At 68.7% G+C, this 14,655-nt stretch carries 13 protein-coding genes, 1 tRNA gene and 2 pseudogenes; 7 read left to right on the forward strand and 9 right to left on the reverse strand.

Going from position 1 to position 14,655, the window contains the following annotated elements:
• Positions 1-44: 44 nt before the first annotated feature.
• Positions 45-117, reverse strand: a tRNA-Arg gene (locus tag EF387_RS04500).
• Positions 118-486: 369 nt separating this feature from the next.
• Here EF387_RS04500 and EF387_RS04505 point away from each other — a divergent pair.
• Entirely contained in the window at positions 487-837 is a 351-nt protein-coding gene (locus EF387_RS04505; protein WP_128375151.1) for a hypothetical protein, read from the forward strand.
• A 711-nt stretch (positions 838-1,548) separates the two neighbouring features.
• Here the strand turns inward: EF387_RS04505 and EF387_RS04510 are convergent.
• The 4 genes from EF387_RS04510 to EF387_RS04525 form a co-directional block, all read right to left on the reverse strand.
• Entirely contained in the window at positions 1,549-1,761 is a 213-nt protein-coding gene (locus EF387_RS04510) for a hypothetical protein (RefSeq protein WP_128375152.1), read from the reverse strand.
• Positions 1,754-2,761: a tyrosine-type recombinase/integrase gene (locus tag EF387_RS04515; RefSeq protein WP_128375153.1), complete on the reverse strand. Its 1,008-nt coding sequence runs from the start codon at positions 2,759-2,761 to the stop codon at positions 1,754-1,756. The genes EF387_RS04510 and EF387_RS04515 overlap by 8 nt, the downstream gene beginning before the upstream one ends.
• Positions 2,762-2,887: 126 nt before the next feature.
• Positions 2,888-3,559, reverse strand: coding sequence for a hypothetical protein (locus EF387_RS04520; protein ID WP_128375154.1), 672 nt, complete (start codon positions 3,557-3,559; stop codon positions 2,888-2,890).
• Positions 3,560-3,838: 279 nt separating this feature from the next.
• Positions 3,839-4,318: a hypothetical protein gene (locus EF387_RS04525; RefSeq protein ID WP_128375155.1), complete on the reverse strand. Its 480-nt coding sequence runs from the start codon at positions 4,316-4,318 to the stop codon at positions 3,839-3,841.
• Between the two features lie 514 nt (positions 4,319-4,832).
• Between EF387_RS04525 and EF387_RS04530 the strand changes: the two are divergent.
• The 3 genes and pseudogenes from EF387_RS04530 to EF387_RS04540 form a co-directional block, all read left to right on the forward strand.
• Positions 4,833-4,937: pseudogene (locus EF387_RS04530) on the forward strand (IS5/IS1182 family transposase); the annotation flags it as partial.
• Between the two features lie 78 nt (positions 4,938-5,015).
• The gene (locus EF387_RS04535) at positions 5,016-5,486 is read left to right on the forward strand and encodes an ABC transporter substrate-binding protein (RefSeq protein ID WP_128375156.1); all 471 of its coding nucleotides are present in this window, start codon (positions 5,016-5,018) and stop codon (positions 5,484-5,486) included.
• Between the two features lie 425 nt (positions 5,487-5,911).
• A complete protein-coding gene (locus tag EF387_RS04540; protein ID WP_162467074.1) occupies positions 5,912-6,577 on the forward strand; it encodes a response regulator transcription factor in 666 nt (221 codons plus the stop codon).
• A gap of 46 nt (positions 6,578-6,623) precedes the next feature.
• Here EF387_RS04540 and EF387_RS04545 read toward each other — a convergent pair whose 3' ends face one another.
• The 4 genes and pseudogenes from EF387_RS04545 to EF387_RS48010 form a co-directional block, all read right to left on the reverse strand.
• A complete protein-coding gene (locus EF387_RS04545) occupies positions 6,624-8,279 on the reverse strand; it encodes a sensor histidine kinase (RefSeq protein ID WP_238431328.1) in 1,656 nt (551 codons plus the stop codon).
• 239 nt (positions 8,280-8,518) lie between these two features.
• Complete coding sequence (locus EF387_RS04550; RefSeq protein WP_128375159.1) at positions 8,519-9,787, reverse strand: DUF418 domain-containing protein; 1,269 nt, start codon at positions 9,785-9,787, stop codon at positions 8,519-8,521.
• A gap of 402 nt (positions 9,788-10,189) precedes the next feature.
• Positions 10,190-10,285 carry a putative ATP-grasp-modified RiPP gene (locus EF387_RS49935; RefSeq protein ID WP_420802524.1) on the reverse strand — a complete coding sequence of 32 codons (96 nt, stop codon included), beginning with the start codon at positions 10,283-10,285 and terminating at the stop codon, positions 10,190-10,192.
• 43 nt (positions 10,286-10,328) lie between these two features.
• Positions 10,329-10,820, reverse strand: a pseudogene (locus EF387_RS48010) (SIMPL domain-containing protein).
• A gap of 431 nt (positions 10,821-11,251) precedes the next feature.
• On the opposite strand from EF387_RS48010, the gene EF387_RS04565 reads away from it, so the two are divergent.
• The 3 genes from EF387_RS04565 (at position 11,252) to EF387_RS04575 (ending at position 14,648) form a co-directional block, all read left to right on the forward strand.
• A complete protein-coding gene (locus EF387_RS04565; protein ID WP_128375160.1) occupies positions 11,252-13,297 on the forward strand; it encodes a Xaa-Pro dipeptidyl-peptidase in 2,046 nt (681 codons plus the stop codon).
• 281 nt (positions 13,298-13,578) lie between these two features.
• Positions 13,579-14,211, forward strand: coding sequence for a hypothetical protein (locus EF387_RS04570; protein ID WP_155589732.1), 633 nt, complete (start codon positions 13,579-13,581; stop codon positions 14,209-14,211).
• A complete protein-coding gene (locus EF387_RS04575) occupies positions 14,208-14,648 on the forward strand; it encodes a hypothetical protein (RefSeq protein ID WP_128375162.1) in 441 nt (146 codons plus the stop codon). Before EF387_RS04570 ends, EF387_RS04575 begins: the two co-directional genes overlap by 4 nt.
• The last annotated feature ends 7 nt before the right edge of the window (positions 14,649-14,655 follow it).

Here is a 14,655-nt window from a genome sequence, read left to right on the forward strand (position 1 = left end):
GCCAGCCTTGGAGGAAACCCCTCCTGAGCTGGCCCTTCTGTCTGTGCCCCCGGCAGGATTCGAACCTGCGACACCCGCTTTAGGAGAGCGGTGCTCTATCCCCTGAGCTACGAAGGCGGGGCTTGGGCGAAACCTTGCGCGGAACTCGGTGTACGAGTCGTGGCCAGGTCTCTCGGTCAAGCCCTGAGCGACCTGAGGCAGCAACTGCGGTGAGCAGGTGGGCGGAGCCCGCGTGACACGCCACAGCGCCCGCCGGGGCGCTCGATCCACAGGGTACCGGATCGAGGCTCGGACGGGCGCTGGTGTCTCGGACTGGGGGCGGGCAGGAGGCGGTCAGGCCGTGTGGCTGAACATGGGGGCTGCCTCCTCGTGCAGTGCGCGGCTGGTCGAGTTCTGGGCGAGGACGAAGCCGAGGGTCAGGAGTTGCTGGGCTTCGACGCCGTAGGAGATGAGGCGTCCGTTCCACAGGGAGGCGTCGAGTTGTGAGTGGCCCGACTCGGCGTCGCTTCGGTAGGGGTAGACGAGCTGATGGGTGCGGGTGAGCTCTGGTATCTGTTGCAGGTGCTCGGCACGGTGGAAGCCGCGTTCCTCGTCACTTTCGCCGCGTGGCCGCTCGCCCTGTCGGCTTGTCGTCCCGACAGCGACCCTGTGTTCGTGGAGGCCGTGGCGGCAGGGAATGGCCAGGAGGTGGTACCAGCGGAACGTCTGGATTCCGCGTCGCTCCAGTCGCTTGATGGGAACGGGGAGGAGTTCCGCGGTGCCGTCGGCATAGTGGACTTTCTCCGCGATGCGTCCGTCGGCCGCCCACAGCTCGTGGATGCAGCGACCGGGGCGTAGTGATTCGTAGAATTGCGGCTCGTTCCCCTTGTGCTGTTTGTTGATGACGAGCCGCCGTACCGGGCAATGGCATCGCGGTGTACGCCGCGGAACGCGCCGTCGTAGAGGACTCCCATGCAGCCGGGAGCCGCGGACATGATGTCGATGACGCCTTCGATGGCGACGGCGGCCTCTCCGCCCGGGTGGAGGTGGGGTACGTAGCGCGAGTCCAGAAAGACTCGTGACAGGTAGTTCTCGTCTTTTCGGGCGGAGAAGAACACGTATTTCGGGCCGTACACTTCCCTGCCACCGCCTTCCATCTGCGCGATGGAAGCAGGGTCGACACGGTGATATCGGATTTCGCCGGTCGTCATGTCCACACTTTGGCCGGCCCGGGCCAGGGTCGGGGATTTGAGGACGGTTCCGTCAGCGGCTATCAGCTGGTGTCGTTGTGGTCTGCTCCAGGACCGGGTCTCGTTTTCGGGAAAGATCCCCTGTCCAAGTGCCTGGTCGAGGGCCAGCACCCGGTACGCGTCCCACAGGTCGTGCGCATGCTCGCGCAGCCGTTGCTGGGCACGGAGCCACTGGGACCGGGTCGGTCCCGTTTCGGGCAGGCAGGCGGCGGCCACGGCCCCGAGCTCCGCCCGTACCCCGGCCTTCAGGATGGCCCAGACCTGCGGGTTTCGAGGTGCGCGGCAGCGCGGCGGGCTGAGGCCAGCACGCTGCGGGCCGTCAGGAAGAACAGGAACGCGACATCGGGGTAGTCGCGGGGCCTGCCGGTCCTGCCGGGGGCGGGAGCGTCTCGGCCAGCTCGTAGAGGTCGGGGTTGTGCGCGCAGTCGACGAGGCGCTCGTGGAGAGTGCGGCGGTCGCTGTCGGTGAAGGCCCGCTTGCGTGGTGCGCGCTGGGCCGGCGGGACGGCATCTCCGAAGATGTCCTCAGGCACGGCCGACCTGCCCTTCCCGTGTACGGCGCGACCAGTCGTAGCCGACGAGATCGGCTGCCCGGTCCAGGGAGCGCAGGCCGAGCCCGCGGGCGACCTTCTCGACCTTTCCGGTCTCGTCGAAGATCCGTACAGCGGCGTAGGCGGTCAGCGAGGCCGGTTTGACCCGTGGGTCGGCACCCAGCCCGATGCGGCGGATGAGGTCGGCGAGCGCGACACAGGCCCGGGCCTGTAGCTGCTCGTCCGGAGCGGGGGCCGAGGAGACAGCGAGCCGAGCGTCGGGGGTCGTCTCCGAGGAGCGCTGCTGTCGGCTGACGAAGGCGGCCCTCGCCTGGAGCACGCGCAATGCCCATGGGTCGAGAGGGCACCACCGTGGATCTGTCCGGGTGGAGCCGTGTATCCAGACGGCCGCGGCGTCCTGGTCCAGGTCACGGATGCGGGCGTGACCGATCTCGCCGGTGTGCCCGCCCGAGAGGGCCAGGGCTGCCGCCGCGGCGTGCCGGCTGGGCCTGCTCACATACTCCGCGGCGTGACGCAGGGCGATGGCTTCGTCCTCGTCCAGGGGGCGGACCAGGGTTCTGGTGCGCTCGGGCAGGCGGATGTCCCGGGTGGGGTCGGCGTCGGTAAGGCCCAGCTCGCGCAGAGTCCGGTAGAAGGACCGCAGGACGGCGCGGCGCTGGTGGAGGGTCGCGGCGGCCGAGTCACCGATCAGTCCGTGTCGGGTGCGGCCCTGGGCGAAGACGAAGTCCTCGGCGAAGTCGAGGGTGACCTCGGCGACGAGGCGGATACCGCGGGCCTGTGCATAGCGCTGGTAGCGCTCCAGCAGTTGCCCGAAGGAGCGGCTGGTCTGCGGGGACATCTGTCCCTGGGAAGTCATGTCGGTCCAGAGGGTGATGGTCTGCTCGACGGCATGCGCCAGCGTGACGTCCGCAGAAGTGGTTGCGGGCGTGCTGGGGTCGGCGGGCAGCGCTTCGTGGGGTCTGGGTGCGCGCGGGACGGGCATGGGTGACTACCTCCCAAGGCGGTGCAAGTTCACACCAGCCTTGAGAGGGGGGCCCTCGATGCGCAAACGCTCGCGCGCGAAAGGGTGACGAGAGCGGCGGAAGACGCCGGGTTCAGCGACGGGGTGTCAGGTCCTCTGGCGGGACAACACGTCGTAGATCGTCGCGAGCGATCGCATCACCGCGCCGTAGTCCTCGGCGGTCAGGTGCAGAAGCTGATCCATGCTCAACGGGAGCACCAGGCCCACCTGCGGCGCGGACGGATCGGCGGCCGGGTCCTGCGATTGCTCCTCCGCCTTGCCGTGAGTCGCCTCCCCGGCTCCGACCGCTTTCGACAGGTGGAGCCTTCCATCGGCGTCGCGCTCGACATACCGCGCCAGCTCGAGCCAGTCCACCAGGTGCACCCACGGCGACAGGGTGGATGTCGGGTAGGGCTTCATGGCCCTGGCGATGTCCTCGGCGCTGTACGCGACACCCGGCTGTACGGAGTCGGACAGGAGTCGGTACACCCACGAGTCACGCCAGACGTCGCCGAACACCGTCCTGGCGGCCTCACGATTGGTGGCCCATGACTGCCCGACGCGCACGCCGGAGACGGTGGGTGTCCATCCGGCCGGGCCCGACGTCAGCAGGCCGGTGTCGGTCAGGAAACGTAGCGCGGGGGTGATGTCGCGTCGTTCCAGCCCGGTCTCCCGGACGAAGTCGCGGATCTTGACCGCCAGGCGACCGGTTGCGCATGTGCTGACCGCGGCGGCCAGGAGGTCCATCTGCCGGTCGGCCTGGATCCCGACGGCCGGCATGCGGTAAGTGGTGGGCTTGGCACTGGAAGTCGCCTTTGCCCCGGGGCCGCGTGATGCGCGCCGGTTGGAGGAGCGTCCGGCTGGTCCGGACGAGGAAGCGCTCATTTCGTGGGTCCTTGTTTCCTTGGTCGCCGCGAAGATCGGCGACGGAAAGGGCTCACGTCGGTCTCGCCAGATGGCCTAGGCTGGCCACCGGTGTGTGAACCCTTGTCTGGAGGCATACGCCAACGGCCGCCGTGGGCTCGCAACTTGCGGCGGCCGATCTGTGTGTCTGCGTCTTTACCGGGCCCGAGTGCCCTCCGATCCCACCACGGCGAGTGAGTACCGGGACTTGCCGTCACGTCGGAGCGTCCCCTGCTTGGCCAGCTTGCTGAGCCGGGCTCGGATGCTGGACGCGGAACTGCTTACGCCGAGCGTCTCGACCCTCCTCGCGATCTCCAGAGGGGGCAGGCCGCTTTCCCCGCGCAGCACGCGGAGGATGGCCTCCTCGATCGACAGAGCGTGAGGGGCCTCCGAGTCGTTCGCGGTGTCGGCATCTCCGTCGCCCATGGGGGACCCCGGGGCGTCGCCGGTGTAGACCTGCAGGGCGCGCAGCGCTGCCGTACTGTCCGCCAACCGCTTCTCGAAGTCCGCGAGGCGCGCTGCCGCTTCGTCGCGCTCACGCCGAGCGGCTTCGGCTCCCTGTCTCAACTCTTCTGTCTGGCTGGCGAGTTGAGCGAGAAAGTGGTGAGTGGAGATATCGATATCGGCCACTGCCACCTCGCCCTTCCTGTCGACGGGGTCACGGCGTTCATGATCTGCGGCGACAGCATAGGCAACAACAACTCACCCTGTCTTCCAGTCTGTTGGATGTGCATTCACTCGCAGGTGCACTGCGCGTGCGTGCTTCGGGTGCACCTACGCTGATCAGGCAAGACGCAGGTGCTCGCACCTGAAGTGCACCGTGCGCAGTGGTGGGACGCGTTGGGATGCGACCTGGGTGGTGCTCTCGGCTATGCAGCCCCAGAGCACTTGGCGCGGGCGGTTGGTGGGAGCTGCGGGGCAGGGGGCATAGTCGCGCCGCGTGCGCGTCGACCAGAGCTTTCCGCTCGCCGACGCCGCCAGGGCGCACGAGCTGAGCGATCCGGCCGTGCGCGCGGCAAGGTGCTCCTGCGCCCGTAGAGAAAGCTCCGGACTTCGAAATCGGTTCCGTGGAAGTCAGCGACAACCAGTGAACTGGAGATCGGCATGAGCAGGTTCAACGAGCGGGAAGTCGCCGGACGAGTTGTGGGAGATGTTCGAGCGGGTGGTTCCGCCTGTTCCATCGCGGCCGCAGGGTGGCGGCCGGCGGCGGTACGGGGATCGCGAGGTGCTGGCCGCGATCATCTTCGTGGCCACGAGACGAAGGCGTACTACGAGCAGCTCACCAAGGACGGCGGCGTCTGCGACCGCGACGTGATGGTCGACGTGCAGGACCGTGAACGTCCCGGTCATCGGACACGCCCCGACGTTCAACCCGGCCCTGCTGGACAGCCCGGCCGGCCCGGCCCTGCTGAAGAACTACTACGCGTTCACCAGCACGGCCCCCTACAGCTCGGACGAGCCGGGAGTCAAGAAGGCCGTGGAGATCTACGAGGCCGCCGCCCCCAAGGGGGCGAAGGGCTTCGAGGTGCCGCTGGCCTACGCGCAGGCAGAGCTGCTGACCGACGCCATGAAGGGCGCCTGCAAGGCCGGGAACCTCACCCCGGAGGGTGTCGTGGAAGCGATGCGGAAGACCTCCGACCTCGACCTGGACGGCCTGCTCACCACGCCTCTCGACTACACCGACGCGTCGCAGCCGCCGACGCGTACCGTCTTCATCTCCCGTGCGGACACCGACACACCGGGCGGTCTCAAGCTGGGCAAGACTTTCGAGGGCCCCAGCGGCAAGGGCTACACCTTCAAGTGATCCCTGCCCCCACCCCCCGGAGCGAGCAGAGTTCCCAGCTCTCCGTCTCCGACCACCGGCCCGGCGGCGCGCGTCACGATGACCTGCTCCGCCGGGCCACCCGGCTCGGTCTCGAGGAGCCGTTGGGGCAGCCCACGATCGACGACCTCCTCGACCTCTTGGAACGTGACGCCTCATTGCTTCAGCAGCGGCCTTGCGCGCCATGTGAAGGGTGGAGAGCACGCGCCTGCGACCCGCGAGACGGGAGAGCCTGTGAGCGGGGTGCAGACCAGCCTGAACTGCTGCACTTTGCCGTTCGGTGCGCGCCGCCATGCCGTCCGTCGATAATGGGGTGCCAACGCCTGCGGCACCCGCCGGATTCTAACCGGGGTCGGCTCGCGCGTCGGCCGTCGGGGACGTCGCGGCTGACTGAGTGGGGTGGCAGGGTGATTCGGGTGCTGTTGGCCGATGACGAGGTGTTGATCCGCGCCGGGATCCGGTTCGTGCTCGATGTCGCCGATGACATCGAGATCGTGGCCGAGGCGGACAGCGGTGCCGGCGCCGTCGAGCTCGTTCGCAAGCACCTCGTTGACGTGGCGCTGCTGGACATTCGTATGCCCGGCGTCGACGGGCTGGCCGCGGCGGCCGAGATAGGGAAGGTGGCGCCGCGGACGAGCGTGGTCATGCTGACGACCTTCGGTGAGGAAGAGTACGTCACCCGGGCGCTGCGCTGCGGCGTTGCGGGGTTTCTACTCAAGGACACCCCGCCCGACGACCTGATCAGGGCTGTCCGGGCGGCGGCCGCCGGTGAGCCCGTCCTGTCGCCCCGGGTCACCAGGCAGTTGATCGATCGCCACGTCAACCGGGACGTGAGCCAGGCCGACGAGGCGCGGCGCCGCGTGGCGGCTCTGACCGACCGTGAGCGCGACGTGCTGTGCCTGCTGCGTGAGGGCTGCTCGAACGCTGAGATCGCCAAGGCGCTGCTGATGAGTGAAGGCACCGCCAAGTCTCCCGTCAGTCGCATCCTCTCCGTCCTTGGCTGCACCAACCGGGTTCAGGCGGCGATCCTGGCGCACGATGCCGGAGTTCTTCCGCCAAGCAGCCGTTCCTGATCCGCCTCGTCGTGCCCACGCGAAGCGCCGGCTTGCCGGGTTCCGCCTATGACCTCCCAAGCTCGTCCTTCTGTGTGAGCTTGCCGTGTGTGAAGCAGAACCGGAACACGTGCCCGAAGCCCTCGGCCAGCGTGTACTCGCACGTGGTGTTGGCCGGTGCCGCCGGTTGCTCTGCCTGGCCCGCTGTGCGGGCGATCATGTTGTCGCCGCCGGTCAGCTCGCGCACTCTGTCCTGGGTGTCGCCGATCTTGATCTGCCGGTAGGTGTGCGGCGAGACGGCGGACTGGAAGTAGTAGTAGACGCTGAAGCCGAGGCCGCCGCAGACCGCGACGGCGGCTCCAGCGAGGGCGATGAAGGCCGTCTTGGTCTTCCTTCGTGGTGCGTCGTGGCGGGGCCCGTCTTCGGCCCCGGTACGGGAGGGGAGCATCTGCGCGTCGGCCGGGGCGGGTTGATCGATGGTGGGGCTCGTAGTGCCGGGGCTGTTGTGGCGCAGGGGGAGGGTGGCGGTGAGGGTGTGGTTGCCGGTGAGCGGGTCTGTGCCGGCGGTGAGGTCGCCGCCGGCCAGGCGGGCGCGTTCGCGCAGGCCGGCCAGTCCCAGGCCGCTGCTGGGCGGTGGGACGGCGGGCGGGCGTGCGACGTTGCGGACGCTGATGGTGAGTTTTTCGGTGTCGACGGTGACGGTCAGCCGCGTGGGCGCACCCGGGGCGTGTTTGTGCACGTTGGTGAGGGCTTCGCGCACGATGCGGTTGACCGCTCGGCGGATGCCGATGTCGGCGTCGGTGAGGTCGTCGCCGCGCCAGGACAGGGTGAGGGGCAGGCCCGCATGCTGGGCTTCGGCGACCAGGTTGGTGACATCCTCGCGCGTGCCGGCCACCGATTCGGTGCCGTCCGGTGGTTCGGCGCCGTCGAGGCGCAGGATGCCCAGCACGATGCGAAGCTCGTCGAGTGCGGTCCGGGAGGTGGTCCGCAGCAGGTCGGCCTGCTCGTTGATCTCGGGGGCCGCGGTGCGGGTGCGCATCTCCAGGGCCCCGGCGTACAGGACGATCAGGCTGAGCCGGTGCCCGAGGAGATCGTGCATCTCGCCGGCGATGCGCGCCCTTTCCTGCATGCGGGCCTGCGACTCGCCGAGCAGGTTGGCGCGTTCCAGCAGGGCGTTGCGTTCGTGCAGGGCATCCATGGCCAGGGCTCGTTCCCCCTGCCGCATGCCGATGGCGCCCGGCAGGACCACCAGCAGCACATTGATGACGACGATGACGCCGACATCCTGGAGGTCAACCGTCAGCCCGGCGAGCTCGACGAGGCTGGCCGCGGATTGTACGCCGGTGGCGAGTGCCAAGGCGGCCACGGCGAGGCGGGTGTCCGGGACCTGGCGGCCCACCGCATAGGCGAGCATCACGCTCACCGGCCAGAGAAAAGCCAACAGGGTCGTGCTCGGCCATATCGACGGCACTATCGCGACGCCGCTCCCGGCCAGCAGCGAGGTGATCGGCCAGGTGAACCGGCAGAGCAGGGCGACCGCGGCGGCCAGCAGGCCGATCGCTGTCGCGGGCTGCCCGGGCACGTTGACGACGGCCGTGACGATCGCCGTGGCGGGCAGGAACAACCACCACGCCAGCAGCAACCTGCCCTGTCCTGCCAGGTGCTGCCGGGTCGTCACCGCCTCGGCGGTGACGACCCGGGCGAGTTTTGCGTGGCCTGTCACGGCACCTCCACGACGACGGCGGTGGCCGGCGAGCCGGGCGGTCGCCCGACCGATGAGCGCAGCCGCGTCCGGGCCACGCCGGCCGGGGTCACCAGCCGCAGCAGTGGAGCGGTGATGACAGGTAGCCCGTGATGGGCGCCGACCGTACCCGAGGACGGGGGCCGTGGTCATCGTATCCGGGGCCGGCCAGGGCCGACCTCGTTCGGGCGAAGGGCGAACGTGCCCTGACACGCCGCGTCTCACCGGACGAGTTTCGCCAGTTTGGTGGTGCTGTTGAGCAGGTACTCCAGCGGTCCGCGGCTGAAGAAGCGCGACCAGACGGTGGCGAACAGGATCGCCCCGGCGATGAACCCGAACAGCGGCACCAGGGTGTTGGTGGCGTCCTCGGGCAGCATGGTGTAGGCGGCGACGTGGGCGACGTAGAGCGTCAGGGACATGCTGCCCACGGCGATCAGCGGGCTCGCCAGCCGCCGCAGCCATGCCAACCGGGCCATGGCCACCGTCGCGCAGACGAGCACGGTGATCGCCACGCCGAGGCCGCCGATGATCTCGAAGGTCGTACCGCTGTGCGGATCGGATCCCAGCAGCGACCAGACCGTGGGCGAGCTGTTCGCAAGCTTGTTCTGGATGGCGTCGAAAGCCGCCGACCCCGGTTCCAGGGAGTCGAAGGACCCCGGATCCACGCTCGCGAACATCTCTTTCAACTTGGCCTTGTCCGCCTGAATGGGCGGGTACAGCTTTGCTGCCAGCCAGGCGGTGCCGTATCCGAGCGCCATCAACGCGGGGCCGAGCGCGGCCAGCCGGCGTTGCACCGCGCCGGCGGCCAGGTCGAGCCGGGCCAGTGCCATGCCGGCGATCACGAACGGCATCCAGGTGATCGCGGGGTAGTCACCGTGGAGCAGCAGGCCCAGCAGTCCGTCGCCGCCGAGCCGGGCGATCGGGTCGTACGCGTCGATGCTCTTCGCCCCCGCCTCCCCCAGCAGCCACTTCAGGCCGAACGCCGCCTGCGGCCCAACGACCGCGAGCACGGCCGCGATGATCGCGAGGGTCCTGGCCCGCAGTCGTATCAGGGGTAGTGCCAGCAGGAAGTACACCCCGTAGAAGGCCAGAATCACCACGATCCCGGTCTTGAGCATCGTCAGCGCGGTGCCCAGCACCAGCAGGACCAGCGCACGGATCACGATCCGGACCTTCGCCTGCCGGCCGGCCAGGCCGGTCTTCGGCTCCCGGCGGCCCGCGATCAGCATCAGTGAGAAGCCGGCGAGGGTGGCGAACAGGATCGACGACCGGCCCTCGGTCAGCTCCAGCAGCCGGCCGCCGAAGCCACCCACATCCACGGCAAACGGTCCGACGTGTACCGCGAACATGCCGAACACCGCCAGCGCGCGGGCCACGTCCACCCCGACCAACCGCCCCACCGACGGCTGCTGTTCGACCACGTAGGCGGGCTCAGCCGGTGCCCCGTGCCGCGGGGGTGGCGTTTCGTGCGAGATCTCTGTCTGAGTCATGCGCCCAAGGTCGCCGGTCCGGACGCCCTGACGCGTCTGCCGAGTTTCCGGAACACGCCCCGCCGAATGGCAGAGGACGCCGAGCCGATCGGCCACCACCAAGAGCGACCCCAGTACCGCAGCGGGAGCCGAGACGCGCCTGCATCATGTCCTTGCAGCCCTCCATCCGGGCCGGCAGTTGCAGGAGGCAAAGAACGAATCTGGCACTCGTGCTCTTACGGCAACAATCCACGACTCCCGAAACGCGCGGCTGCCATGGGCAAGCTGACTCACGAGCTTCAAGCACCCGTGAACGTTCGACCTCGGCCCGGACAAGCGGCGCCATCTCCCGCCCGCGACAGCCGGCAAAGGGCGGAGGGGCCGATGCGATGAAGTCCGCGGTCGTCACCGCATCCGGGTGGTTCACGGTGAGGCCGTGCGGGTCGTTCGGGACGTACGGTGCTTGCCCATCTCGACCACCTGACCGGCGGCGTCGGTGGCTTCTGTGTCGTCTTGCACAGTGCGGCCCTCTGGTGTGCGCCGGAGAGTGGAGCGGGTTCGGTCACAGTCGTGGTGGGGTCATGACGATGTGGGCTTCGACTCGGGCGGTGACGATCTGTCGTGCGGGTTGCAGGTGTATGGCGTTTGGCGGCTCGGCTCCGTCGAGGGCCTCGGCGTATGCGCGGGCGCGGCGGACGGCGTCGAGGACGTGCGGCGGTGCGGCGCGCTGCGCGGTGGACGGGTGAGTCTAGGCGCAGGGCCCACCAGGGACCGTCGACGCTGGTGAGGTCGAGTTCGGCGAGGCGGGTGGTGAGTTCGCCGAGGGCGGTGAAGTCGGTGAGTTCGGCGGTGGTGTGGAGGTGGCCATGGTAGACGCGGACGCGTTCGCGGCAGCCGCGTTCGGTCAGTTGGGGAGTGATGGCCAGCCCGCCGGTCTCCAGGCGGTCGACGGCGTCGCCGTGACCTCTGACGAGGTCGAGGGCGGCGTGTTCCGGCGGGTGAGGTCGACGAGCCGGACTTCGCCCCGCCAGCCCACGCCGTCGACGCCGCGCAGAAGACTGCCGCCCGCCCCCTGGGTGCACACCTGCCAACGGGATAACGGGACTGAGCATTGCCCGGGCGGGCCAGTCCAGGGTTCCCACACTCTGATCACTGCGGTGCTCCCAGGCTCTGCCGATGGCATCGTCGCCGCCATCGCCGTCGAGGCCGGTGTCCGGTGCAGTACTCGTGCTCTGGGTTGTCGTTGTTCTGATTGTTCGTCATTGCAGGTGTGCGCCGACTACGGCCCATGCCTCTTGCACGGCGCGGGCTGCCGACCGGGACCGAGGCTGCAAGGGCACGATGCAGGCGCATCTCGGCTCCCGCAGCGGCACCGGAGTCGCCCCCGGTGATGGCCGATCGGCTCGGCGTCCTTGGCCATTCGGCGGGCGTGGTTCGGAAGCTTGGCAGACGCGTCAAGGCGTCCGGACCGGCGACGTTGGGCGCATGACTCAGACAGAGTTCTCCCACGAAACGCCACCTCCACGGCACGCGATCATCGCGACCGTGCCCGCGGTCGTTGGGCCGCCTCCGCGTACGGGGAAACGCACGCGCTTCACGATCTACAGAACGTGTGCGACCGCCTCCGTGGCCGCCCTGCTGGCCGCCTTCCTCACCCCGGCGGCGGCCCAGGCCGCCCCCGCCCCGAAGGAGAGCCGGCCGGTCTACTCCTACGCCCATGCCGTCCGTGAGTCCGTCTGGGTCGACACCGGCCTCGACGGCGATGGCGACGGGAGGAACGACCGCGTCGCCGCCGACATCGTCCGGCCCCGCGAACCCGCCCGGCTGGGCCGCAAGGTCCCCGTCATCATGGACGCCAGCCCGTACTACTCCTGCTGCGGGCGCGGCAACGAGAGCCAGAAGAAGACGTACGACAAACGCGGGCGCGTCGTCCGGATGCCGCTGTTCTACGACAACTACTTCGTTCCCCGCGGCTACGCCTTCGTCGGTGTCGACCTCGCCGGTACCAACCGCTCCGACGGTTGCGTCGATGTCGGCGGCCGCAGCGACATCCGGTCCGCGAAGGCCGTCGTCGACTGGCTGAACGGCCGCGCCAGGGCCTACACCAGCCGCCGAGGCGGCACCGTCGTCAAGGCGACCTGGAGCAATGGCCGCACTGGCATGATCGGCAAGAGCTGGGACGGCACCATCGCCAACGGCGTCGCCGCCACCGGCGTCAAGGGCCTGAAGACGATCGTTCCGATCAGCGCGATCTCCTCCTGGTACGACTACTACTTCGCCAAGGGTGCCCCGTTCTCCGAGTTCGGCCCAGACTGGCTGTCCTTCGCAGTGCAGAGCAACAACGCCAACAGGCACTGTGCGGCCATGGAACGCAAGCTCATCAACGGGGCCCCGCGCAGCGGTGACTGGACGCCCCTGTGGACCCAGCGCGACTACATAAAGGACGCGGCGAAGGTACGCGCGAGCGTGTTCCTCGTGCACGGGACGCAGGACCTCAACGTCCGCGCCAAGCACTTCGGGCAGTGGTGGGACGCACTCGCGAAGAACGGCGTCGAGCGCAAGATCTGGCTTTCCCAGACCGGTCACGTCGACCCCTTCGACTTCCGGCGCGCCGACTGGGTCCATGCCCTGCACCGCTGGTTCGACCACGAACTCCTCGGCTACGACAACGGCATCGGCCGTGAGCCCATGGCCGACATCGAGCGCCACCCCGACCAGTGGGTCACCTCGAAGGTCTGGCCGCCGCGCGCCACGCACACCACCACCCTGTACCCGGCCACCGGCAGCCGACCGGGCGTGGGGACCCTCGGCCCGAACAAGGGCACCGGCACCGAGACGTTCACCGACAACCGGGCGCGGAGCGAGACCGACTGGGCGGCACGGATCGGCAGCACGACGCCCGAGAAGGCCGGCTTCCTGACCAAGCCGCTCACCCGTGACCTGCGTCTGTCCGGCTCCTCCAAGGTCACCGTCACCGCCACCCCGACCACCTCGACGGCCCATCTGTCCGCCGTCCTCGTCGACCTCGGCCCCGACACCATCCGGGACTACGCCCACAAGGCCGAGGGCATCACCACGCTCACCAACCGCACCTGCTGGGGCAGCAGCACCACCGGGGACAGCGCCTGCTTCAAGGCAACGCGGGCGAAGAAGAGGTCCGTCGACTACACCGTGTTCAGCCGCGGGTGGGCCGACCTCGGCAACCACGCCTCCGACCGCAAGGGGGTCCCGCTCACCCCGGGCAAGGCTTACACCATCACGCTCGACCTCGCGGCCACCGACCACGTCGTCCCCAAGGGCCACCGCCTGGCCCTGATCGTCGCGGGCACGGACAAGAACCTCATCGACCCGCCGTCCACCACCCCCACGCTCACCCTGGACCTGGCCCGTACATCGGTTCACGTCCCGCTCCTCGGCGGCGCCACCGCGTTCGCCCGCGCCACCTCGGGCGGCACGTCCGCCGCACCCGAGGCCAGGGTCCTGGACGGCGTGCGGGCACCGCACACCGCCCAGCGCGTCCCCGGCAACTGACCGGCTCGGGCGCCGGGCGCATGCCCGGCGCCCGCCTCCCCGGCCACGGCGACGTGGCAGGAAGATTCCTGTCCACATTGCGGCGATTCCGAATCGCTGAGATGAGCTCTACTCAAACTCGATCGCGAGGCTTCATCAGTATGCGAATCACTGCCTCATCAGTCGTCCTGCGCCGGACGGAACGTTGGTTCATCCGTCAGGGCACCCCCACGATGATCGAGGGATACGGCGTCATAAGGAATGTCCTGCCCCGGATGCTGCCTGCGCTGTCCTTCGTGAGCATGGCCAGCCTCGCCTGGCTGATACCGCTGGAAGCGGGCTTGCTGCAATGGGTCCTGCTCGGCGCGGTGATCGTGGCCGCACTGGCCGCCTGGACAACTATCAGAGTGTTTGTCCGGCGGCTACGCCGCTTCCCGCCGCCGGCCGCCGTCGCGCTCCTCACCGGCTTTGCCGTGATTTTTGTCGTGACACCTGAGCTGAAACTCGCCGTCGAGGATCCCGTTACACCTGTCGGCGGATACGTCATCGGCCTCCTGGCATCCGCCGTGCTCTTCGCCGTGCTCTTCGCCGTTGTCTTCGGCATCGCGCTCGTAGCCACGACATACGGCTTCGGTGAACTGATGCGCCGCGCGATCGGACGCGCCGCCCACGACTTGCGCAACAGCCCGCGCGTACTGGGCCGGGCGCTGCCGCCCATGTTGTTCGTCACCCTCTTCCTCTTCTTCACCAGCGAGTTGTGGCAGGTGATGAACAGGCTCTCGTGGTGGAGGGTCGCCCTGTTCGTCGCACTTTTCGTGGGAGTCACCGTGCTCGCGGCAGCCGGGCGTCTTCACGACGAATCGGGCAGGTCGAGCAGGACCTCACACCGTCCCTGTTGTCGTCGGCGTGCCGAGGCACACCCCTGGAGGCTGTGAACATCGGCGAGCTGACACAGCGCTGTTCACTTGCACCTGTGTCCCTGAACAGGCGTCAGGTGCGCAACTTGTTGTTGCTGTTTGCCGTCCGCCAATTGGTTCAGGCGATGGTGTTCGGTTTCGCGCTGTTCACGTTCTTCCTCGTCCTGGGCCTGATAGTGGTCACACCGGAAACGGCGAAACAGTGGATCGGGAGTACGCCCGCAGTCTCGGTCGTTCTCCCTGGCGTTCCGCTTGCTCTCTTGGGCAACGCCACGCTCTTGGCCGCCTTCGGCGGCATGTACTTCGCCATCACCTCGATGACCGACGCCAACCATCGACAGGATTTCTTCGCCCCGACCATCGACGAAGTCGAACGGACTCTCGCGGTGCACGCCGTCTACCTGGCCGTGCGCGCCAACCAGCATGCCGACCATGCCAGGGCAGGAACTTACTGACCGCGCT

The organism is Streptomyces cavernae, assembly GCF_004023625.1.
Lineage (GTDB): Bacteria > Actinomycetota > Actinomycetes > Streptomycetales > Streptomycetaceae > Streptomyces > Streptomyces cavernae.

What these genes read in the sequence shown, in the direction of transcription:
- EF387_RS04515 (WP_128375153.1), bottom strand. Translation starts at nt 2,761, where the DNA reads ATGCCCGTCCCGCGCGCACCCAGACCCCACGAAGCGCTGCCCGCCGAC.
- EF387_RS04520 (WP_128375154.1), bottom strand. Translation starts at nt 3,559, where the DNA reads ATGCCGGCCGTCGGGATCCAGGCCGACCGGCAGATGGACCTCCTGGCC.
- EF387_RS04550 (WP_128375159.1), bottom strand. Translation starts at nt 9,787, where the DNA reads ATGACTCAGACAGAGATCTCGCACGAAACGCCACCCCCGCGGCACGGG.
- EF387_RS04565 (WP_128375160.1), top strand. Translation starts at nt 11,252, where the DNA reads ATGACTCAGACAGAGTTCTCCCACGAAACGCCACCTCCACGGCACGCG.
- EF387_RS04570 (WP_155589732.1), top strand. Translation starts at nt 13,579, where the DNA reads ATGGCCAGCCTCGCCTGGCTGATACCGCTGGAAGCGGGCTTGCTGCAA.